Below are 23647 nucleotides of genomic sequence, written 5' to 3' on the forward strand. Positions count from 1 at the left end.
TATTTGGATTGAACGATACCAGTTGGTACTGAAAGAGGGTGTCATAGAACGGTTACCACACCAAAGAGCAGGGTGAACGCTGAGGTGGATGAGTTCAGCGACCCTGCAAGATGAGCCTTCGGTAGAGTCGTTCTTCAATGTCGCGGAGACCGAGACACTAGCGTTGTTTGAGCATCTTTCCTTCGAGTTTCTCGAAGAGTTCGACGTGTTCGCCCCGGCGTAGACGGGGCGAACACGAGAACATGAACCACCAGAGCTGATGCGTGGCTTCCTTTATTGCTACTACCACGACATCTACGGGATCCGTCCCGTTGAACGAGAGCTCCGGAACACGGTCGTCTGGCTGAGCTGTGGCTTCGATCGACCGCCGTCAAGAGATGCGGTTGATCGCTTTCTCACCGATCTTGAACACGTCGTAGATGAGGTCTTTGACCGACTCGTCGAGCAGGCCGCTCGGCGCGGCCTGCTCGACTTGACCTACTGTATCGATTCAACTGACGTGAGGGCGATGCCTGCCGATCAAGACGCCTCGAAGTGCTACGATCCAACCGACGACGAGTACTACTACGGCTGTACGATCGTCTCGACCGGGCAAAAGATCCCGATTGCGGCGGAGTTCACAGAGAGTAAGCAAGCGCCAGAGGAGACGGCGATGCGCGTCACGCGTGACGCGCTCGCCGTCGCCACACCGATCTGGATGCTTGGAGACAGCGCCTACGACACGCTCAACTGGCACGACCACCTGCTGGCCGCAGGGGTCGTGCCAGTCGCTCCGTACAACGCCCGAAACACCGACGACCCGAAAGATATCGAGTACAGGGTCGAAGACCGCATTGACGAACACAGCGAAGACGTTCAATTGAAACAATCCACCTTGGATGAGACGTACAACCGCCGTACCGGAGTCGAACGAACCAACGAATCAGTGAAGGACTGCGGCCTCGGGCGAACGCACGCCCGAGGCCGCGTCCATGCACGAGCGCAGGTATTCCTGGCACTCTGTCTGCGTCTTGTCGTCGCAATCACCAACTACGAACGCGGAGACAATCCGGGAAGCACGATCATCACCGTGTGAGAACTCTTCTATGACACCCTCACTGAAAGTTAGTCGCAAACTCAACTTCTGAATACTTCCAGACAAATAGAAAGAGCCGATCTCCCGAATAGACCAAATTACACCTATCTGGAAGGGATATCGTTAATTATCCATAGTACATGCAGGAGGATATGCGTTCGCTAGCGGCAGCATTTATTGACGAGGTTCGCTCTGGGGGTGTTCGCGGCGCAGCAGCTGCCACACATGATTATCTATCGTACCGTCTCTCCCCCATTATCCAGCCGCTTTCTGACACCCTCTATAATTACGTCGCGATCCGGAATGCGCCAGTCGAGCACTATGGCGTTCGACTGCCGACCGACGCAGCAGTCTTCTCGAAGAACGTAAGAGCGCGCTTCGCACGGGGTGACTACGAAGCCGAGGAGGCTGAGGCGCTCCAACAATACTACGATGGTACACATGATTTAATCGACTTGGGCGCCTCAACAGGATTCTTGAGTGCGTTTGCGGACAACCTTGCGGACGCATCATCACAGGTTGTTGCCGTAGAAGCAAACCCTGACCTAATCCCAATTCTCAAGCAAACAAAACAGATGAACGGGGCATCTTACAAGATCGACAATCGTGCATATCAATCGAGTGGTGGCACTGCAACGTTCAATCGGCACAATCTCACTGTCGGTGGCAGTATACAGCGTGAAACTGATGATCAAGTGTCAGTTCCAGCTGTGTCACTCGCTGACCTCATCGATGATCATGGCTTACAGAACCCAGTCGTGATCTGTGATATAGAAGGCGGCGAAGTTGATCTGGTGATGAACGAACTGCATATACTCGAAAATGTCTGTCCGTTATTAATATTGGAAACACATTGGTTCGCCTCCGGTATTGAGGAAGCCGAAAAAGCGCTTACATCTTCACAGTTCAATTTGATTGCAGAATTTGATGGTACTCTTGTATATGAGAACTCAGGGATATATAATTAAATACTACTATTTTCAACCACCAGCGATACAAAAATATGAATTCGTCAATTGAAACCCTATTTACAGGTCTCAGACACCCTAATCGAGCAGTCAAATACATTCTTAGCGGAGCACGCCAAACGGTTCAAAACGCTTATTTCAGGTTGAAGTACGGCGATGGAATTGACGTAACCGACCGTGACTGGGATAATCTTATTTTGTTAGATGCGTGCCGGTACGACTATTTCAAAGAGGAGAACCATATTGAAGGGGACTTAGAGCCAGTGGTTTCTAAGGGATCACGAAGTTGGGAGTTTATGATGAAAAACTTTGAAGGAAATGACTTATCAGATACCGTTTATGTGACCGCAAATCCGTTTGCCGATCAACTTTCAGACGATATCTTCTACACCGTCGAACCAGTGTTTCACGATTGGTACGATGATGCCGGAACGGTTCGCCCTGAAAAAATCGTTGAGGCAGCACGTTCCGCTCAGGAATTATACCCCCAGAAGCGCCTCATCATTCATTTCATGCAGCCTCACGACCCCTATCTTGGTAACACAGGTGCCGAACTCCGAGACCGATTTAACCTTCATGGGTGGAACAAATATCACGGACACAATAATAAAGAGCATAGCCAGTCCGGTAATAGTGTGTGGGACAAAGTGAAAACAGGAGAAATCAGCCATGAAACGCTCCGAACGGCGTATAGAGAGAATCTTAACCTTGTGCTTGAGCACGCAGATACGCTCGTAACGGAGCTGGATGGACGAACCGTCATTACCGCTGATCATGGCGAACTCTTGGGAGACCAATGGATAGGCCCACAGTATGGGCATCCAGGTGGCGTCTACACTGAGGATTTATGTATCGTTCCGTGGCTCGTCATTGAGTCAGAGACTCGTCGTGTTGTTAAATCAGAGGATCCGATTGGGTTCGATCGCCTTGATGAAACGACGAGAAAGGATCGCCTCCGCGATTTAGGCTACATTACGTAGGTACTCATAATGCTTCATGCGAAAAATTTTCACTAATTAATCTGTGAATGTAATTCTTGATGTAATCATTCTAGCCCTTGACCAGATCTACCTCTTAGAAGCGAACTTTGCGAAGTCAACTAATTGCTCACAAAAGCCAAAAGTCATAAAGAAAAGATTAGAATATAGCGTGTGACCGTTTCAATCATCCCCGCACGCGGCGGCAGTAAGGCTATTCCCAAAAAAAATATTGTCGATTTCCTCGGGAATCCCCTAATTGAGTACACCATCGAGCAATCGAAATCTTGCGAGAGGATCGATGAAACGTACGTATCGACGGACGACAATGAAATTGCAGAGGTTAGTCGGGAAGCAGGAGCAACGGTCATTGACCGCCCTGAAGAGATCGCTGGAGACTTCGCCTCCACTGAGGACGCATTGTTACATGCCCTCGGGGAAATGCGAGCAGATGGTGTTCACCCCACAACAGTCGTCCTGCTCCAGTGTACCTCACCACTGCGGCGCGAGAGCGACATCCCCGCGACCGTTGAGTTAGTCGAAGAAGATCGTTTCGACTCGGCACTCACTTGCTGTGAGGACCACAAGTTCTATTGGGAGCTATCCGACCAAGGTGTGGCAGAACCGATCAACTACGATCCGAAGAATCGGTCCATGCGTCAGAATTTATCGAAGCGATATCAGGAGAACGGATCGGTGTATGCCGTACAAACGGAATTGCTCGAGGAAGAGGAGTGTCGTTTAGGCGGAGACATCGGGATACACGAGATGCCGGAGACGCACAGTTTCGAGATCGATACCTACGAGGATTTAGAAATTGTGGAACAACTGGGTCGGTCAGTTGATTTCCATCACTGCGGACTACTAGACTAAAACACGTCCGACAGGCGCTCCGCTGCCTTCTTGAATCCCTCACCACGGCGCTCGTGACCTCGCCAGATCTCTGTGATGATCGGGCCATCGAAATCCTCAAACACTGGGGCGATACGCTCGAAGTCGATTTCCCCGTCTCCGATCTGGAGTCCTTCCCCGTCAACACCTGCAGCGTCGGCTACGTGTAGATAGTCGACGTACGGTCGAAGGGTCTTCGCGTGTTCTCTCAGATCCTCGCCACTGTAGTTACACCATAGTTTTGCGTGCGACGTGTCGTAACAGATCCGCTGACCTGTCCGCTCACAATACGCCGCGATCTCCTCGGCGTCCATGAAATTGTTGTGGTACTGCTGCCCGCCGTAAATCCACGGCAGTGGCGGCATATTCTCCAGAAGCAAATTTACTCCCTCGTCATCTAACTCTGACATGCTGCGTTCAAGCATGTCGTTCATCTCTTCAGTGGCTTCCAACTCCATGTGGTCGACAGTTATTCCACCAGGATGGATGATTATGTACGGCTCGTGGTCGATATCGAAGTGAGGTTTTACGACATTCCTAACTATATCGATGACCTCTTGTATGATTTCGACCGCCTCGCGTCTAGTCTCTTCTGTCCGTGCACTTAGATCAACGAGATCGTGTCCCTTTTGTTCAGGTGCGTGGATACCGAGTCGCTTGTTGATAGTCTGTCCCTCAAGCGCATTCGCGATATCCGCTTCCATATCAGCCCCGTTAATACGGAACTCGTACACGTCGGGATCTCCCCAGTCGTGTTCGATGATGTCAGAAAAGCGTACGACAACCCCCCAGTTTTCGAGGTCTGTCTCGTACTCGTCGTAATCGTCTTCTCTTACGTCCTCCCACTGGATAAGCTGGTCTTCCTGGATATCTCGCACCGCTCGGGAGCCAACGACTTCATACAGGTGTTGTGGAGAGATTCCCTTCGCCGGACTCTTTGCGGTTACTTGTTCACGAGAAATGGTCTCTCCAGACGATATCGGTGCTTCCGAAGCTAGGCTCTTACCCAGTGCTACACGATTGTTGTACTCGCCTCGTGTCATGTATCGTGCGCTGCTACCCATGCTCTCCTCGACATTTCTGATGTCCCGAACGAGTTTCTTGAGGCCCGTTGGCTCTAAGCTGGCGGCGTGGTCCGGGCCTTCCAGCGTTCGATCTAATGTGAAATGCCGCTCCACGAAGCAGGCGCCCATTGCAGCTGCAGCCTCAGTGATTGCGATCCCCCGTTCGTGTCCGGAATACCCAACCGGTACATCGTATGCATTCATCAACTCTTCCATGAACCGAAGATTCAGGTTATGGAAGGGGGCAGGGTATGTACTCCGGCAATGGAGAAGACCGAACTCTACATTATGTTCGTTCAAGAACGAAATTGTCTGCTGAATTTCCTGTTTGTCCGCCATCCCAGTAGAGACCAGAATTGGTTTACCCGTCTCAATAACCCGTTCAAGAAGCACAAAATTTGTCAGATCAGGTGAACCAATTTTATAGAATGGGATGTCGAGAGTTTCGAGAAAATCAACGCTCTCAGAATCCCAGGGAGAGCAAAGAAATTGAATATCGGATTTCTCGCAGTAACGTGCTAGCTCCCGAAACTGCCCGTCTCGGAGAGAGACGCGCTTAAGATTGGATACAGTATACTCAATCCCCATCTCTGCCACAGAGGGATCATCAACAATATCATTAATATATGTCTTTTCCAGTTTTCGCTTTTGGAATTTTACCGCATCTGCATCTGCTTCCACTGCAACATCCACAAGCTCCTTCGCTGTTTGTAGACTGCCATTATGATTGATTCCTGCTTCTGCAATGATGTATGTTGGATCGTTTGGACCCGCTTTCCGATCACCGAGTTGGATGTCCGTCATTAGTATGAGTCTTCCACTAGAGCTATAAAAATGCCATTCAACTGGCTACGAGCATCGTGTTTAGCACACGTCAATTTTACTCAAACTTGTCATGTGGTATATATATATCCCGGAGAATCTACAACAATAGTCAGGATAATTGTCATGTAGAAATTAGAGATGGATGAATAAGAGATTCTCATTCAATGACCGGGTAGAATCTACGAACCAAGTTCACGTGAGTCTCTTCTTCAGCAACGATACATTGAATGGAAGATTCTCCTCAACAGTCGTACGGAATTCCGGTGAAATAGCCATCAGCACAGTGAAGTACACACCTACACCGGTAACAACGAGAATAAGTACGACCGATAGTGTTTCGCCGAATAGGAGTCGGCCTACATACACAACCAGTGCCATAACGCCTGCTGCAGAAAGTTGTTTTCCGACCACATCAATCGGCACAACAACATCGATAATCCGGCTCGTGTAATAATAACCGAACACGAGTCCGAGCGCAGCAGACGCTGTCGTTGCGGCAGCTGCCCCGTACCAACCGTATTGCCAAGTCAATAGAATATTTAAAACAAGATTCACAGCGACAAAGACGCCGTTGATACGGAATGTCAGATCCGGACGATTGACCCCGTCAAGTACAGTCAGAAACTGTCCTTGATATCCGTACAGAAGTCGAGCGAATGTCAAGATGAGCAGAATGTAGTATCCGGTCTGGAACCCCGATCCGTATATTGTCAGAACGACGTCACCCACGATCGCCGCACCGATTAATCCTGGAATGATGAATAGTCCGGAGTACGCGAGGCTGATTCGAAACAACTCCGCAATTTCGTCGCTTGCTCCCTCCGCGGAGGATATTTTACTCATCTCAGGAAACAGCGTGCGACTGACCGATGATCCGAAGATAGCGAATAGTGATGCGAGGTTCCACGCGATCTCGTAAACGGCGATGACGCTGTTTGAGACGAAGACGGCAAGCACGAGCGTGTCCATCGAGAGGAACGTTCGACCTTTCACCGATGCAAGCCACGAGAACTGCGCATACGAGCGCAGCCGATCGAAGTCCCGACGAGAGGGAAGCGACGGATCGAACGATGCAAAGTACACACCGATAACTACTGCAACAAGAGCACCAACGACGTATCCCGCAAACGCTCCGACCACTCCCAGTCCTGATAACACGAGCGCGATCTGGACGACACTCCGGCTAGTCCATTCGATCGGTGAGAGCAAACTCGAGATGTGAACCAAATGTTGGCCGTCAAGAACAGATTGGATAAAATCAGTTGCGAGTTTGACTGCCAGAAGCAGAATAAGAATTGCAGTCGCGTCAATCTCCATGTAAGCGTTCAGATATGGGCGGGCGATCCAGAGACAGATGGCGACAATAGCATACAAAATCAACTGTACGATAGCGCCGGAGACGACGTAGTTCCCGTCGTCAGCTTCGCTCACGCGCTTTTTGATTGCCGGCGATAGTCCCAGATTCCCCGCGATTGCGACCCACGCCAGTACCGAGAGGACGACGACGTATGCCCCGTATCGCTCTTGTCCGAGCGTTCGAGTGAGGACAATCGTCGCGACGAACCCCGAGAATGACATGACGATCTTCGACAAGAAGTCGATCATCGAGGTTCGGCCGTATTTCATGTACGGATCACAGGGGGGTTCGTCAGTTGCTCGCTTTCGACTGACCACGTATCAATACCGCGCTTTCGCAATCACGGAATACAGTCTGTATCCAGGCTCCGAGTGGTATCACAGAATGTCCGGATGGGTAACAAAGTATTTGCAACCCCACCAACACCACCAAGGTATGCAAGCAGTCGTACTCGCCGCGGGCAAAGGAACACGCCTCCGACCGCTCACCGACGATAAACCGAAGGTCCTCGTCGAAGTCAACGGCACACCGCTGATCGAGGACGTCTTCGACAACCTCATCGCCTGCGGTGCGACCGAGCTGGTCGTCGTCGTCGGCTACAAGGCCGAGCAGATCATCGACCGCTACGGCGACGAGTACCGTGACGTGCCGATCACCTACGCCCACCAGCGCGAACAGCTCGGCCTGGCCCACGCCATCCTCCAGGCGGAACCGCACGTCGACGGCGACTTCATGCTCATGCTCGGCGACAACGTGTTCCGCGGGAATCTCTCGGATGTCACCAACCGCCAGCGCGAAGAGCGCGCCGACGCCGCGTTCCTCGTCGAGGAGGTCCCCTATGAGGAGGCCTCCCGCTACGGCGTCCTCGACACCAACGAGTACGGGGAGGTCGTCGAGGTCGTCGAGAAGCCCGACGACCCGCCGAGCAACCTCGTGATGACCGGGTTCTACACGTTCACGCCCGCGATCTTCCACGCGTGTCACCTCGTGCAGCCCTCCGACCGTGGTGAGTATGAACTCCCAGACGCGATCGATCTGCTCATTCAGTCCGGCCGCACCATCGATGCGATCCGACTAAACGGTTGGCGTGTCGACGTGGGGTATCCCGAGGACCGCGATCGCGCCGAGGATCGGTTGGACGAACAGGTTAATGACGATACCGAAGGAGAAGCGGATGGAGATGAAGCCGCCCTCAATAATTGAGTCGGATCGGTAAGGAGGCGCAGTTGCCAGTCGACTTCCTCTACCAATTGTTTGTATCGGTTTGATGTCGAGTCGTTCATCTTGTTAATTCACACGGAGTCATCTTCGTCTCGTACGAGATGAATTAATTATTCGATGAACATACTCGGTAACCGAAGCGGTTTTGCGTTACCACTTTGGAAAGATACTATCAGATGTTACGAGAACTTGAGGACATATTCACAAAATGGAGTATATGTCTGTTGACGATAGGGAGTATTCTATCAGCTCTCTACATCTTCACAGGGGTTCTACACGGAGTCGTCCAAAAAAAATCAATTTTAATGATCTTCGCTATTAGTGGAGTGCTGCTTACTACAAACTTCTACCTCTTCCGTGTACACGCAAACGATCTTGAATTGTATATACACGATATCGCTAGCACGGATCTATGCATAATCCGCAAAAAGAATTTCATAGCGATCACGTGGTTGACCCTTATTGCGCTGCCGTTCGGTGTTCTCGTTTTGAAATTCACCGGGATTGCTGATGGGACGAACTTCTACGACTTCGGTGCGTACTATAATGCTGCCGAACGGGTGATTCACGGTTACCCTCTTTATGACTGGACTTCCTCATACCCGGGCGTTACCGAGCTCCCAGAGTCTCCAGATCGCTACTTGTACGCACCTCTCGTCTCACTCTTATTTGTGCCATTCGGGTTCTTACCCTTTGAGACCGCTGCGCTCGCTTGGTCAACACTCTCGGTCATGGTCTATCTTGCTGGAATCACTGCATTCGTTAAAACACTCACCGCCCCACTTTCCCGACGAAAGTGGGTGGTGATTTATACAGCATCTTTGGGATTCGGTCCCTTCGTAATCACCTTTATCGCTGGGCAAGTAACTGGCATCCTCGCTGGAGTCCTCTGTTTTGCAGCTGCTCGATATCATAATCAAGAGCGAAGAGAGGTGCTTTCAAGTATCCTGACGACGGTTCCAGTCATGTTCAAAGCATACTATGCACCGGTTGGTGCTCCTCTGCTCCGAGATCGCCGCCGTCTTTTGAGCGCGCTTGCCGCCGGCACTAGTATTATTTTTATAGGCGTGCTTGTCTTTGGTTTTCAGACAACTATTGAGTATCTCAAAGTACTCGCAGGGGGCAAGGGTTGGGGATCTGCTATTGACCCACCAACCATGTGGAATATCAACGATTTCCATCCCTTCTACTACTTAGACAGCACAGGGTATATTATCCGCGTGCTCCTCCTCGTAACAATTGCTACGGTTGCGTATCGGGGTCGTCATTATGCGTTCAAATATGTTGATCTTTACGTGTACTCATTCGGGCTGCTTGGAATTGTACTCGGCGCTCCAGTCATTAGTACATCTGGTCTAATAGTTACTGTCCCGGTTATTCTGTTTCTTTTGCTGACAACAATTCATGACAGACCGGGAGTGTTCGTCGGTACGCTCGGCGCTACAATCTTAATTCACATCCACCCGTACACGAATGAGTTCTTGTCAAGCATCCTTCTCCCAGCACTTGACGCAGGCAGGTTTGCGGGCGTGATCCTTCCAGTGGTGCAGCCTGCTGTTTGGGGGGTCTGTCTCCTACTTATCTGTGTGATTTACGAGTACACGCGACGACTCTCAAATGAATCCACTTGATTTTCATAAAACGAAATCTATGTGCTATCGGTAACACTCTCGTCGAAGCCACTACGCAGCATCAACGCGAAAGAGCACATGTTCGATATGGAATTCTCCGGAATCCTCGTTAAAAATTCCAATACGACGGTGTTTTGTTCTGTTTCAATCTTAAGATAGAGAAAAGATAAATTAGTGAAGATTCACTCGGTCCCCTTCTTCAATCCTGATCAGTACCTGGAAGTTGTTCATTCAGCTCTGTTGAATCCGCAGACTGCGTGTTGATCGGGTCTGAATACACGTTCATCAAACTTCAGTGGTGACGGATTCTCACGAGCGGACTTCGAGGGGATAATTTTGGAGAGCGAAAGGCGGTCCCGACCAGCTATCTGTCGCTGATTCCTGCTCAAACACTGGATGCTAGTCCGCCGATCCGACCGCAGTCATCGGATTCAACACAGCAGTTCATTCCTTACTCTGCGTGGGCCTTGTTTAGACGGGACACGGCTCTCCCGCTACACTCGTACCCAAAAAGACAAAATCGAACTAAGAGGGTTCACAGCCAATCTTACCCTGTAATACAGTCATTAATCAAGATTTTTCAGGAACGTTCAAATAGGGTCTCAGCTCAGGATAGAGTCATATTCTATATGTCCCAAGTAATCAAAGACTCAGCAACATAATTAAGAACCATTCCGACACCAATACCAATAAAATTCGCGACTGCTGGCCAAAAATCCGCACCATATATCGTTATTGACATTTCCAAAAAGCTAGTTAATAGATACAACGTAGTGAATGAGACTGCAAGGCCTCCAGTTCGAACAAGATGAGACTTCATCCATCGTTGGAGTACCGCACGCAATTCAGTGCTCCCTTCCGTGGCAAATGTCCATTTATCATTAATACCAAACATTATCGAGATCGATACCTCAGCACCGATCGCCTTTGCGAAGAGTGGGCCGATACCAAGTCCAGCAGTTAAGATGGTTACAATAATTGTCTCAATAGTTGCACCAATTGCACCGACGGAAACAAACTGACCAATTCGCGTTGTATGAATAAGCCGATTAATCTTTGATTCAGTCGTCATCCCAACCCTTTTCCAATCTATCTGATTTATCGGTTGTTTCAACACCATGGTATCGTGGGCTTACCGCAATTGCATCTGTCCGTCGCTTAACATCGATTAATGCAGTTGCCAACTCAATAGAAGTGGAGATCGGTGCTACTGATGAATCTGGATGGTCCTCCCACGTAATCGGAACTTCTGAAATGTTGTAGCCTAGGGACCCAGCAACAGACACAAATTCAAGATCCCACGCAAATCCAGGTTCATAACAATGATGCCCTATTGATGACCACGCGTCAGCAGTTACAGCCTTTGCACCGCACTGGTAATCCATACACTGGGTTGGAAGTAGATATCGAGCACCTCTCGCAAAGATATCTCCAAGAAATCGCCGCAGGATAGTTTGATGGTTAACAATAATTGAGTCTGGATGGCGCCGGGAACCAATACTTACATGAGCGGTAGATTCTAAGATTGGCTGGAGAATACCTTTAAGCGAACTGGCGGGAACTGACCCGTCAGCGTCAGTGAACAGACAAATATCAGTATCTAACGCATCAAATCCAGCCATAACTGCAGCTCCTTTCCCGCGACGATCCGGTGAGACAGAGATATCAACATCGTATTCTGAGAGTATGTCAACAGATTCTGGAGAGGGAGAGTCTACCTCAATTCGAATTATTTCTGGAGAGAGGCTTGATTGGATATTCGAGATATAATCTGTTAGTAATGATAGATCTGGCTCATATGCTGGTATAACCACTCCAATAGATGTACTCATCTCTGTAGTCACTTACTTCTCTAGCGTATTGGATGCCACTAAAACGTATTCATATTCAATATTGTGTAGTAATTCCCGTGAGATAATCATGCACAACTATCATCTAGAATAAAATTAATATTTACAATTGTATTTATATTCGATTGGGTTTCGCCAATATGCTATCAGATATTATCATTCTCACTCGATTGTGTCCGATAACAGTGCAGGGATCACCTATGAATAGCACCAATCTCTTCTGGATATATTGCTCTTTTTGCTCGATTTAAATTGCCCGTACATACTACTCATCTCGATAGTCGACGAGTTTGAGCGAGGAGTGTGACGGATGTATCATCGACATACTACATGAGCTTCCTAAACAACCCGTTCCAAAACGATTATCTCGAAGACAGAGGTGTCGTGGCCTGCTGCTGGCGTGAGAACCGTCCTGCCGACAAAAGTTAGCGATCACGTGTGATCGCAAAGAGATGCACTGAAGTGCGCTAGATCCATCGCTTGTACGCCAACAGGAATGCCTCGCTAGGAATTGCGGTGCCACCACCACAGACTCGACGTTCGAGATAGCCCATCCGGCGTCCGGTGACGAGGACGTGGCGAGCCCGGATATCGTCGCGGTTGAGCCTGCGCTCGATCGCGGTTCACAGGGGGTACTCGGCGACACCGAGTGTGCATCCGATCCCGTTGTGGAGGGTGGGATCCACGAGTTAATTAAAAGACTACAGCGATCGGAGTGAGACGATGAGTACGATGTAGGCGAGCCCGAGACGCGCTGCCCGACACCGAGCGGTCTCGATCTGTTGGAGGGGAGTATCTGGGCGCCCATGCGAAGCGACACCGACAGCAGTCGCTCAGCTGTCGAGGCGCGGCGCGATAAAGAAAGACCGCGAAGGAGTCGGCCCGTGAGAGCCGATGGTTAGCAAGTGTGAAGCGTCGCAGTCGCGTTACTCGTTACGCCGCGTAGCGAGGAGCGTGGATACGATCCGGCGGTCCTCAACGCGGCGGTAGAGGTCAACGATCGATAGCCCGAGCGCCTAGTCGAGCTCCTCGCCGGACACATCGATATCGACGGCGCCAAGATTGCCGTCCTCGGTCTCACGTTCAATCTCGGCACCGACGACATGCGGAACTCCCGTGCGATCCCGGTGATCGGCGATATCCGAGCGCGGCGCGACGGTCGCCGCCTACGATCCGGTCGCGATGAAGAACGCCCCAAACTACGTCGACGGCGTGAAGTACGCTGATTCGGCCGCGGCGGCGCTCGCCGGACGGGTCGGTCGTCGTCACCGACTGGGACGAGTTCGCCGCCCTCGACGATGAGTTCGACTCGATGGCCGACTCCGTCATCGTCGACGGCTGCGGATCGTCGAGCGGCGAGACGGGATCACGTACGAGGGACTGACCTGGTAACCGCTTTCTCCAACTGTCAGTTCGGTAGTCAGAATCAGTGGCTCACCGTTTCGGGCGCCTCGACGTACGCCCGGACGTGCTCGTGGTACGGCTCGGGCAGCGATCGGAACGCTCGAAATGCGTCGTGCTGGTCGTCCGGTTCGGACTGGCCGTCGACGACGTCGACCACGTACCCGTTCGCGAGATAGTGCTTCGAGTCGACGCCCGGGGCGTCCGACGTGTCGTACAGGTGCTCGAACGCCCCGAGCGACTCGACGGCCTCAACCACGACCTCGATTCCGAGTTCCCCGGCGGCGAACCGATGGACCGCTTCGCGACGCGTTTCTCCCTTCAAGACACGCCCGCCGAGGACGAACCAGTACCCCTTGACCGGCTCGTTCGCCCGTCCGCCCGAGCACCACGCCGCTGTCGCGCCTGATTACCTGATCGACGGAGACGATCGGCACGTTGGCGACGATCCTTCGGCAGTCCCGTCCACCACTCTACCAACACGAATAGGTGAGTCTAGCCCAATATTATATTTCAAATATCTATAAGTAAATTTCCGCAAACGACCAAGCGTCGGTCCCCTACCAGTACTTAGTCGTGTGCGGGAGCAAAGTGCCCGGATTCACGTTGGGATTCAATCGGCCTAACCGTTTCGGTAGTTTGACTCCCGGAGTGATATTAGGTTTCCAGACGGTTACCATCAGGTGGTACCAACAGTCACTTATCACTTGTAGAGTACAGACCTGATTAGGTCTAAGAGACAATCTGGTGGCAGACACCGTCAGAGTCTCCCCAATCTTCTCACAGACTGATTACTGCCTATTGCGTCGCTCATCATTTTGATCAGGTGCCAGGCCACGGTATGGTAATAGTGTGTGCCGCTGCTCAGCGGGTGAGTCCAATAAAGAAGTGCGGCAAGGGGTCGGCCCGCGAGGGCCGATAGTTAGCGAGTGTGAAGCGTCGCAGTCGCGTTACTCGTTACGCCGCGTAGCGAGGAGCGCAGCCGCGATGAGAGCGACGAGGGCGACGAGCGCGCCGAAGCCGGGCGTGCTGTCGTCCGTGCCGCTATCGTCACCAGTGTCGTCACCAGTGTCGTCACCAGTGTCGTCACCAGTGTCGTCACCAGTATCGTCACCGGTGTCGTCACCAGTGTCGTCGCCGGTGTCGTCACCAGTATCCTCTTCGATGGTGAGCGTACCGGTCTCTTCGTCGTTGTCGGTGGCGATACCGTGTTCGTAGTCACCAGCGTCAAGGCCGGACGTGTCGGCAGTGAACTCAACGGTGGTGCTACCGCCGGCCTCCAGAGTGGTCTCCTGGCTGTCGAGCTCCTCGCCGTCAAGCGTGAGCGCGACATCCTGAGTACCCTCTGCGTTGCCGGTGTTCTCGATCGTCGCGGAGACGGTCACTGAGTCGCCAGCCGTCGCGGTGGCTTCCTGCGGGCTGAGGTCCGAGACATCGAAGCTCGCTCGCTCCTCAACTGTTTCGACGACCGTCCCGTCAGAAGTGGCGTCGAAGGCAGCCTGGCGCACAGACGCCTCGAACGTGTCGTTCACTTCGGTTTCACTGAAGTCGAAGGTGGCCTCGAACGTGCCGTCGGGCGTCACGATGAGGTCCTCGTCGTTCTGGATGAAGCTTGTCGACGCGTCGTCGTCGCTGCGGACGCGCACGTCGATTTCCGTCCCGGGCGCAACGTTAGTCGTACCCGTGATGGACTGCTCTTCAGCGGCTTCGACTTGGATATCGTCCTCGTTGTCGAACTCGCCCTCGGCTGCTTCAGCCGTGAACGAGGCCGAGTTCTCGAGGAACGCATCCTCGAAGGCATCTTCGTCATCCTCTTCGAGAGTGTCCAGCAGCCGCGCGTCCTGCACGTTGATCTGGACCTCGTACTCGTCCTCATCCTCGATGTCCTCACTGACCTCATCGTTGAGTTCATCGGTGTTTGCGACGATGTAGTAGTTGTCTGTGTCCTCGTCGTAGACAACCGTGAAGATGTCCGAGAATGCAGTACTACTGATGTCCTCGTTCACGTCGATCGAGGTGGTCGGCTCGTTCGGACCGGGGTTCTGGAGTTCCAGAACCATTTCGACCTTGTCATCGCTACCGTTGGCAAGGTCGGAGTAATCCGATTTGCTGTCGTAATCGTTCGTCTCCTGGAGAAGCGCGTAGAGCTGGGTCGTCCGATCGCCCTGGCCGAGGCTATCTCCATCGGCGCTCTCGAGGACGCCCTCCAGCCCACTCGCGGTGAGCTGGTGGACGAGCACGTCGCTGCGCGAGCCGTCGTCATCGACGGCAAGCGTGTCAGTCTCCGTGACGAGGTCGCCTTCGACGGCGCTGTTGATCAGTTCGACCGTGGCGCTCTCGTTTTCATCGCCGAGTTCCTCTGCGACGTCTTCCTCAACGCTCTCGCTGGTCCGCCAGAGCGCGAGGCTCGTCTCGGACCGCTCCTGAATTGAGAGCGAGGAGATCGTGTCCGGATCCTCGATCGTGTCGATGAACCGCTGGCTGTCACTGCTGTTGGTGTACGGGCCGACCGCAAGGTCGTACGTACCCGTATCAAGGATGTCGGTCAGGTCCGAATCATTCGCAAGTGACACTTCCGCGTCGTCATCGTCCGTGTAGACGATGTCGTCCGGACTCGCGTTGGCGTCTCCAGCTGCGTACGTGTTGAAGAGGACAACCACTTCGTCGTCTTCCTCGTCCTCAATAGTCACGTTCGCCTGGTATCCGTCGTCCTCTTCGTTACCGATCACGAGTGTACCCTGATCGGTGTTGTCGAGTTGGACGGTGATCTCGGCGACGTCACCCTGCTGCTCAACGACCGAATCAGCGATGTCGAGTTCGCCTTCATCGGCCTCGGTGACGTTGATCGTATCGGTGTCCTCAGCAGTCGAGTCAACTACGCTCACTTCGAACTCGTACTCGTCCTGATCGATATCAGTGAAGTCAAGTTCGTGATCGCTGTCCTCAGCGTCAAACAGCGTGATGATGTCATCATCTTCGTTGAGCGCGTAGTCTACATCCTGCTGACTAGAATTGTTAGCCCAAGCGGAGACTTCATAGCGGTCCCAGTCGCCGTCCTCGTCCGTGATGTTCTCTGTAACATCACGGTCGTAGGACGCGTTCCCGCTACCGGTGAAGATGTCTTCAAGATCGCCCGCGTCGAGGCCGTCTGCCTGGACGTTGACGACGTATTCGTTACGCGCGTCTGAATCGATCTCGTAATCGACAAGCGCGTCGTCACCAGAGTCGCCGACTTCGTCGTCGTCAAACTCGGTCGTCAGATCTTGGGCGACAACTTCGAACCGGATGTCGCCCTCACTAGTGTTGAACTCGTCACCGCTGCTCTGCGTGGTGATGACGTATTGGCCAGCCTCACGGTTGGAAGTATCGATGACGACGTAGTCGCCATCCTCGGGGTCAAGTGCTGCTTCCAGACCACCGATCTGGGCTGGGCTCTCACTTGTGTCAAGCTCTCGGAGCTCGAGGTTTTCGTCAGTGTTACCCTGAACACTGCTTATGTCGAAGATGAGCTCTTGGCCCTGGTACGCAGTATCGCCGCTATCTGCTTCTTGGTCGTACTCTGCAGTCTGAATATTGGCTGCAGCTGCGGGAGCAGCTGCAAAGCCAACTGCGACCATGGAGATAACCATGACCGCTGCGAAGAAGACTGCATTAGCCTTCTTGCGTGTTGTATTGTCGTTTGTCATATTGTTGTCGTTGTGTTCTACGTCGCGACAGTCTGCTTTGTCCTCGCCTGAGTCGCCCGTTCATCACCACCCTACACACCCGATGTGGTACAGCCGGACTTGACGCGGATTACTTGCGGTCGTGTCGCATTGTGGGGTAGGGGCTGCGACCAGTTGTTAAAGCGGTCAGTATAAGTACTTTGTGTGAAACCGAGATGTGTGTGAATGTGTCTCAAGGCGTTTTCAGTGGGTTGAGACAGCCGTTTTCAGATTTCAGATCATGAGCCCAAACTGAAGCCAAAATAAGCGAGTTAGCACAGAGCGCAAATGAGTGAGACTATCTCTGGATACCGAGTTTCAGACGGCTATGCGGATGAGATATTTGTCTGATTACCCTCAAGGACATGCTTGTCAGTTACGGAGACGGTCCGGTTACCAATCGTGTATTCACCAGGGTATGCAACCCGGATCACAGCGGTACCCTCTGTCACCGTAGCATTCCGGGTATATTCATACGTCTCATCAGCGAGCGACATCGACGTACTGGCAGCCACGCGTTCACCGTTCGTGCCACTCACTCGTAAGGTCGCACCGGGGACGACTGCAAAGGTCCGAACGCCGTCATCAGCTGCAAGCAGCTGATAGTGGCCAGTAGTGGCCGTCCCGTTGGCGCCGACACCCAGTCCCTCATAGAGCGCCCCGTAACTGGAGTTTGTCGGTGGGGCATTCTCCCGATCAGCGATGACAACGTACCCGACGCGATCTTGGAAGCGATCGTACCACGCGTCTGGGTCTGGCGCGGCGAGGAATGGGTCATGAGTACTCTGTGCATAGCCGTAGCTTTGTGACTCACCGCTCACGAAGTAGTTGTACATCCGGTTGTCGCCCCACCGGCTCAACACGAAGTTCTGTGGATACTCACGATCGACAGCGTCGGCATGTCCGTCGATCGTTTGTGCGGCCTCAAACTGTGCCCGGTCGTGGGTCATTTGTCCGACAAGCGGTGGAATGAGAATGAGATTAAATACGAGCACAAGGGCTACTGCGGCAACAAGAAGACCACGTAGGCGGGTTTCACTAGGGAGCTGGACGGAGGTGATGCCATGGGCTGTCTCAGCGTCACCGATGCGGTCAAAGATAGAGCTGTCCTCACTGGTGCCTCCATCCCACTCCGAGTAGAAAGACCCCTCCGTGTCACCGGTCCTGCTTGCGGGGCCAAGCACCTCAACAGGCCGAGCGATATCGATCGCGGCGAGCAGGTATACCAGTCCGATCCCCGCAAATGGAGCAATAAAAATCGCCAACTGGCCCGCGAACCGAACCTGGATCGTCGCGAGCAGCGTGTAGTACCACGCGAAACAGACGGGGACGAGCCACCCCGGTTCATATCGACGAGCCACAACCCACGTCGCAACCCCGAGGACGGCGATCCCGAAATAAAATCCGAGGCCGAGCTGGATGAGCGGGCCGAATACCACCGCGAAATCGGGACTGAACAGCGAGGCTGTCTCAGTGGCGCCCTCACGGAAAAAGAGATCCTCCGCACGGGTCCGAAACCGCTCAATCTCGGCCGGGCGAAGCTGCCAATACGCAAAGAGCCCACCTGCAGCGACAATCGCCTCGACAACGACGAAGCCCGACGCTGGAAGATCCGTCCGGCGCCACAGCTCGCCGGCGGCGACGACTGCGACGGCGCCGCCAGCGACGAGCACGGGCGTGACTGCCGCAATCGATTCATGCCAACTGAGACCGAGATGCGCGGCGAGTGCGAGTCCGGCGCCGACTATGAGCCCCACAACCAGAGGCACGTTTCCAAAGGCTGGCGAACCGCCATGTCTGATGTCGAGTGCGACGCGAAAGCCGACCACAGCAGCAACCGGAATGAACGTGAGCGGCGATCCGCCCCACAGATGTGCGGAGGCTGCGACAGCAACTGCCAGACCAGCGGCAATACCCCATGATCGCGGGGCGCGTGCGTGGGCGCGTGCGGCGCTAGCCGGATCCGTCTCGCGGGCGCGACGGGCAACGTCTGTCGCAAGGGTAGTCAACGCAACAACGAGCAATCCGAGCCAGAGATACTGATGAGCCTGGTGGTCGAGAAAGCCGACCGTCGTGTACACCACGTTGGCGGGAGCAAGTCCGTAAAAGAGGACGGCGGCGAGTGCCACGCGAACGTCACTGGTGAGCAGGTAGGTAAGTCGGTAGACAACGTATCCGAGACAGACAGCCGTCACAATCGGCAGCCACGCGGCAACCAGTGGGGCGGCATCAACCCCACCGAGCAACACGGTCACCCACCAGTTGATGGCGTGCGAGAGCGGCCGCGTGCTCGCAGCCCCACCCATATCAGCGAACAGCGCGAAATCAAAGATACCGTCTGCACGAGCGGCCAGTTGCTCCTGCCAGTAGCGGAAAAAGTAGGTGTCGTTGGCGGGTGACACGACGTATCCATCCCGGAGCACAGCCGGCGCAGCGACAAGCCGTGCCGCAACCACGGTGAGGAGTGCGCCGACTACCGCGAGACGCGTTTGAAAGTCGCCAGCGAGACGATCAGATAACATTTCAGACAGGGAGACCCCCTTCGCCGCTGTATTCTCAGCGGTCGCAGGATTGTTGCCTTCAGTCGATTCAGCCATATCGGCTCCATCGAGCGCAGCGCGAATCGCAGCCGGCCGCTGGAGGCGATACCCATCATCGACAGCAGTCGCGAGATCACGCGAGACGAGCTCACCAAACTGGCCAGAATCAAGATTCGTCTCTGCAAATGTCCAGGGATTACCATCAGCATCGCGCTCAAGGAGTGACCCGAGCGCGTCTTCGGCCTCCGGGTGGTCCGCGAGATACTCGCGGGTGCGTGCGGTTGTCTCCTCGGGCGAGGGCATTAGCGTGCAACTGTGGCGGGCCCGGATTAGCGTTTTCGTTCGATACGATTCACTGACGAGGGCTGTCAGGTCAGCAACACCAACAGATGGTTCCCAGACCAGACGCCAATAATAACATGAATCTTATGTCGTGACAGAGTCTCGTCGGTGTATGCGCCGACTGCGGCTCCCGCTCATCCCGAATACAGTTCGATGGGGGGCTGTCCTTGTAGTTGTAGGAGTTATCCTGTACTATTCGATTCAAGCCGGGCCAGGCACACAGACATTTCAGACCGGACCGCTTGGCTTGTTCCCTTACTCAGACTGGCTCCATTTTCTCGCGTACGCCTGTCTTGCGGTCATGCTCGCGTACGCCCTTCATGACTCTCGCCTGCCGGAGTGGCAAGTGTTCGTCCTCGTGTTCGGCTGTGCGGTTGGCTACGGGGTGACGATTGAACTGTTGCAGTCGAGACTGCCGTCACGAACGTTTGCGTTCGGCGACATGGGCGTGAATGCAACCGGGGCGGCGGTGGCAGTTGTTTGCTGGCGGATTCTCATGCGGTACGTCCGATTCTATCGAGTGGCGCGAGCAACTGAAGTTGAATCGCCACTCAGCTAAGCTCCCGCAGGTGACACAGTTGTCAGCTGCTCCTGCAGCCACACCACCTCGGTTACATGTCTCAGTGTCCCCTCTGGAACAGCCATTACCGCGATGTCCGTCGGTTTGTAAGACGATCTTAACGCAGATTCGACACTCCTTACAATCCCTCTCGGTTGTGTTGTGCGCCTATGTCCAGCCGCAAGGCTGCCGCCATCTGTGGTTGCGCTCTAGTTATTTTTGCAGCGGTTACCCTCGCAGGAGGGATTGGCATCGGAGGCTCAGCCGCCGCCGTTAACGCCGAGTTTGAAGTGACGAACGCCAACCTTGCGGAGACGGAAATCGTAGAGGGAGAGGCCGCCACGATCACAGCAGACATCACGAACGACGGTACGGAGTCCGGAACGTTCACGGCCAAACTTCAGAGCGATGCAGAGGGCGTCATCAACACCACAGACGTTGAGGTCGGAGCTGGTGAGACGCAGACCGTCGAGTTCACTCAACCGTTTGAGGCAGCAGGAACCTACGAACTCAGCGTAAACGAGGTGGCTGCAGGAACACTCACCGTCGTCGAACCAGAGCCGGCAAACATCTCGGTCACAGATGCGGAGCTTTCACCAACGCGCATCAATCCAGGCGAGACAGTAACAGTCACGGCGACCGTCGTAAACGACGGCGGCAGTGCAGGCGATTTTACTGCCGATCTCAACATTAACGGGATGACGAATGAGTCGGAGACAGGGACACTTGGTGCCGATGAGCAGACGACCGTTGAGTTCACGCCGAGCTTCGAGGAGGCGGGAACGTACGACATTACTGTCAACACTGAATCGGCTGGAACCCTCACCGTTTCAGAACCTGCGGCGTTTGAGATCTCCAACGCACAGCTCGCTGAGAACACCATCTTGGCAGGCGACAACGCAGTCGTCTCCGCCGAGGTAACAAATATCGGTGATACCGAGGGGGAATTCACTGCCGAATTCCGCGCGACAGACGAGGATGAAAACACCCAGACGGTCGATACACACTCGGTGACGCTTGCAGGTGGCGACTCACAACAGGTCGAACTCCGTGGACCTGTCGAGCAGCCCGGCGAGTACGATATGCAGGTCAACCAAACGGATGCTGGGACACTAACAGTCGAGTCGCCGGCCAATTTGACTGTCACAGATGCGGAACTCGAGGATGACGTGGTATCCGTGGATGATGAGGTCACCGTCAACGCCATCATCAAGAACACCGGTGACCGTGAGGGGAGCCTCTCAGTTACGGTGGCGGCCGACGGAACGAGCAAGACAACCAAAGAAGTGACTCTTGGCCCCGGAGAGCAGAGTACGGAACAACTCACCTACATAGCGACTGCCGCCGGGGAGTCCGAAATCATGGTTAACGGTGTGACTGCCGGAACGCTCACTGTGGTCCGCCCGGCGACGTTCCGAACGACAAATGCGGATCTCGAGCCAGACACAGTCCTTGAGGGCGAATCCACCGAGGTAACTGCAACCATCGTGAATGTTGGGACCGAGTCAGGAACACACACCGCAACGTTGGTCGCCAACAACGAGTCGGTCGCGAGCCAAGAGCTCGATATCGGTCCTGGCGGCAGCGAGACCGTCGTCTTCTCACAGGCGTTCGACACGGCAGACGAGTACGCGATCGCGGTGAACGACAACCCGGCTGGCACGCTCCGAGTCCTCGAACCCGCGAATGTCACGATCCGTGAGACGACCTTGTCGGCCGAGACGATTACCACCGGTGAGTCTGCCACAGTAACCGTCGAACTCGCAAACGATGGTGACGTGGACGGCGAGTTCACGACGGAACTTCGAGACGACAACACCACACTCGAGAGTGATACCCGGACGGTCGGCTCGGATGCGAGCGAGACGGTTCGCTTCAATCGGACGTTCGAACGGGGAGAGTACAATCTCAGCGTTAACGACGATCCTGTTGGGACCCTTGCCGTCCTCGAACCCGCAGATGTGTCGCTTGGAGCGACAACAGTTGCTCCCGAATCAGTTGAGGTCAACGAGTCGGTCACACTCACTATCGAACTGCGGAACGACGGTGAAGCCACAGGCCAACGAGACGTCGATATCGCGCTTGGTGACGGCACTACTGTCCAGCGAACCCCCGACGTGCCCGCAGGCGGAACGACACTGACGATCAGCCATGCATACAACGCCACCGGCGAGTACCCCGTCACGGTCGATGAGACGACCGTCGCGAACGTCACCGTTGTCGACCCGCAAAATAACGGCGGCTCCGGTGGCGGCGGCGGATCGTCCGGGTCATCGGGGTCGTCAGGATCGGCTCCGACGGGCGGGCCAGAGCCAACCGTGATTCGGTCTGAGTCGAACGAGGGCGTCACGGTCAGCGTTGCCGGTGCGACTGGCGAGCGCTACGAGATCGCCGTCGACCTTGCCGGCCCGTCGGACTCCCAACCCGCCGTGTCAGTGTCCTCGGTCGGAGTGGATCCAGTTGGAGATCCTGCGGTGTACGAAACAACGATCGGCCGACCAACAGCCGACCCAGCTGGTCGCGATCCCGTCCCCCATGGGGTGGCACTCGGGTACATGGGATTCAATTCGTCGCTTGGCGCAGCCGACACGAGTGCGGCGACACTCCAATTTACGGTCGATGAGGAGACGATCCCGGATGGGCTGGATCAAACGGATATCGCCGTACTGCGGTACTCTGACGGCGAGTGGACAACGGCGACCGTCACCCATACGATCGAGGATACCACCCACTCCGTGACGCTGCCACACGCTGCGCCCGTGGCTGTGGTCGCACTCGAACCGGGGCGAGTCGATATCGTCGAGAGTGGAGTGCCAGCCGATCGGGTGCGGGCGGGCTACGAGACGACGCTCCGAACGACCGTCGAAAATCCCGGTGACCGCTCGGCAACCCGAACACTCACCGTCAGCATGAATGGTGAGGCGGTCACCGAACGAGAGGTGACACTCGGCCCCGGTGAGAACACGACCGTCGAGATCAGGTTCCAACCACCCGAAAGCGGACCAGTCTCACTCGAGGGGAGCGAGGTCGGCGCGATCTCCCTGTTCGGTGACGACGGAGGCGACGCGACGTCACCGGGCGCCGAGACGGACGAGAGCGCGCCGGGGTTCGGTGTGATCGCCACGGTGCTTGCACTCGTTGTGACAGCACGTGTGGTCCGGCGTCGACGATAGTGGGTGACGATTCGAAAAATTCGGCACGCAGAATTCAACGAGCAGTCGAGTCGTCGGCGCGTCCGGCTC

14 protein-coding genes and 2 pseudogenes are annotated in these 23647 nt (G+C 54.3%); 9 read left to right on the top strand and 7 right to left on the bottom strand.

Annotated features, from left to right (window positions below):
- Positions 1-88 precede the first annotated feature (88 nt).
- The 4 genes and pseudogenes from Hrr1229_RS01160 to Hrr1229_RS01175 all read left to right on the top strand — a co-directional run bounded on the left by Hrr1229_RS01160 (position 89) and on the right by Hrr1229_RS01175 (position 3893).
- A pseudogene (locus Hrr1229_RS01160) lies at positions 89-1075 on the top strand (transposase).
- Positions 1076-1227: 152 nt separating this feature from the next.
- Positions 1228-2043 carry an FkbM family methyltransferase gene (locus Hrr1229_RS01165; protein ID WP_158606087.1) on the top strand — a complete coding sequence of 272 codons (816 nt, stop codon included), beginning with the start codon at positions 1228-1230 and terminating at the stop codon, positions 2041-2043.
- Positions 2044-2078: 35 nt separating this feature from the next.
- Positions 2079-3023, top strand: a complete 945-nt coding sequence (locus Hrr1229_RS01170) for a hypothetical protein (RefSeq protein ID WP_148041772.1) — start codon at positions 2079-2081, stop codon at positions 3021-3023.
- 171 nt (positions 3024-3194) lie between these two features.
- On the top strand, positions 3195-3893 hold the full coding sequence (locus Hrr1229_RS01175) for an acylneuraminate cytidylyltransferase family protein (RefSeq protein ID WP_123114580.1): 699 nt from the start codon (positions 3195-3197) through the stop codon (positions 3891-3893).
- Here Hrr1229_RS01175 and Hrr1229_RS01180 read toward each other — a convergent pair.
- Both Hrr1229_RS01180 and Hrr1229_RS01185 read right to left on the bottom strand, forming a co-directional pair.
- The gene (locus Hrr1229_RS01180; protein WP_123114579.1) at positions 3890-5779 is read right to left on the bottom strand and encodes an N-acetylneuraminate synthase family protein; all 1890 of its coding nucleotides are present in this window, start codon (positions 5777-5779) and stop codon (positions 3890-3892) included. The two genes, Hrr1229_RS01175 and Hrr1229_RS01180, sit on opposite strands and share 4 nt — an antisense overlap.
- A 213-nt stretch (positions 5780-5992) precedes the next feature.
- On the bottom strand, positions 5993-7405 hold the full coding sequence (locus tag Hrr1229_RS01185; RefSeq protein WP_123114578.1) for a polysaccharide biosynthesis C-terminal domain-containing protein: 1413 nt from the start codon (positions 7403-7405) through the stop codon (positions 5993-5995).
- A gap of 187 nt (positions 7406-7592) precedes the next feature.
- Between Hrr1229_RS01185 and aglF the strand changes: the two genes are divergently transcribed.
- Together aglF and Hrr1229_RS01195 are read left to right on the top strand one after the other, a co-directional pair.
- Positions 7593-8360, top strand: coding sequence for a UTP--glucose-1-phosphate uridylyltransferase AglF (gene aglF / locus Hrr1229_RS01190; RefSeq protein WP_123114577.1), 768 nt, complete (start codon positions 7593-7595; stop codon positions 8358-8360).
- Positions 8361-8554: 194 nt separating this feature from the next.
- Positions 8555-10009: a glycosyltransferase family 87 protein gene (locus Hrr1229_RS01195; protein WP_123114576.1), complete on the top strand. Its 1455-nt coding sequence runs from the start codon at positions 8555-8557 to the stop codon at positions 10007-10009.
- 625 nt (positions 10010-10634) lie between these two features.
- Here the strand turns inward: Hrr1229_RS01195 and Hrr1229_RS01200 are convergent.
- Both Hrr1229_RS01200 and Hrr1229_RS01205 read right to left on the bottom strand, forming a co-directional pair.
- On the bottom strand, positions 10635-11081 hold the full coding sequence (locus tag Hrr1229_RS01200) for a GtrA family protein (protein ID WP_158606086.1): 447 nt from the start codon (positions 11079-11081) through the stop codon (positions 10635-10637).
- Entirely contained in the window at positions 11071-11853 is a 783-nt protein-coding gene (locus tag Hrr1229_RS01205; RefSeq protein WP_217920699.1) for a glycosyltransferase, read from the bottom strand. The genes Hrr1229_RS01200 and Hrr1229_RS01205 overlap by 11 nt, the downstream gene beginning before the upstream one ends.
- Before the next feature lie 950 nt (positions 11854-12803).
- Between Hrr1229_RS01205 and Hrr1229_RS18095 the strand changes: the two are divergent.
- A pseudogene (locus Hrr1229_RS18095) lies at positions 12804-13251 on the top strand (UDP binding domain-containing protein); the annotation flags it as partial.
- 34 nt (positions 13252-13285) lie between these two features.
- Here Hrr1229_RS18095 and Hrr1229_RS01210 read toward each other — a convergent pair.
- The 3 genes from Hrr1229_RS01210 to Hrr1229_RS01220 all read right to left on the bottom strand — a co-directional run bounded on the left by Hrr1229_RS01210 (position 13286) and on the right by Hrr1229_RS01220 (position 19807).
- Entirely contained in the window at positions 13286-13585 is a 300-nt protein-coding gene (locus tag Hrr1229_RS01210) for a hypothetical protein (RefSeq protein WP_255212541.1), read from the bottom strand.
- A 625-nt stretch (positions 13586-14210) separates the two neighbouring features.
- Positions 14211-16946 carry a BGTF surface domain-containing protein gene (locus tag Hrr1229_RS01215; RefSeq protein WP_123114574.1) on the bottom strand — a complete coding sequence of 912 codons (2736 nt, stop codon included), beginning with the start codon at positions 16944-16946 and terminating at the stop codon, positions 14211-14213.
- Positions 16947-17290: 344 nt separating this feature from the next.
- Entirely contained in the window at positions 17291-19807 is a 2517-nt protein-coding gene (locus Hrr1229_RS01220; RefSeq protein WP_123114573.1) for a hypothetical protein, read from the bottom strand.
- Positions 19808-20147: 340 nt separating this feature from the next.
- Between Hrr1229_RS01220 and Hrr1229_RS18100 the strand changes: the two genes are divergently transcribed.
- Both Hrr1229_RS18100 and Hrr1229_RS01230 read left to right on the top strand, forming a co-directional pair.
- A complete protein-coding gene (locus Hrr1229_RS18100) occupies positions 20148-20405 on the top strand; it encodes a VanZ family protein (RefSeq protein WP_255212542.1) in 258 nt (85 codons plus the stop codon).
- Positions 20406-20575: 170 nt separating this feature from the next.
- The gene (locus tag Hrr1229_RS01230) at positions 20576-23578 is read left to right on the top strand and encodes a CARDB domain-containing protein (protein ID WP_123114571.1); all 3003 of its coding nucleotides are present in this window, start codon (positions 20576-20578) and stop codon (positions 23576-23578) included.
- Positions 23579-23647 lie beyond the last annotated feature (69 nt).

The organism is Halorubrum sp. CBA1229 (assembly GCF_003721435.2).
GTDB lineage: Archaea > Halobacteriota > Halobacteria > Halobacteriales > Haloferacaceae > Halorubrum.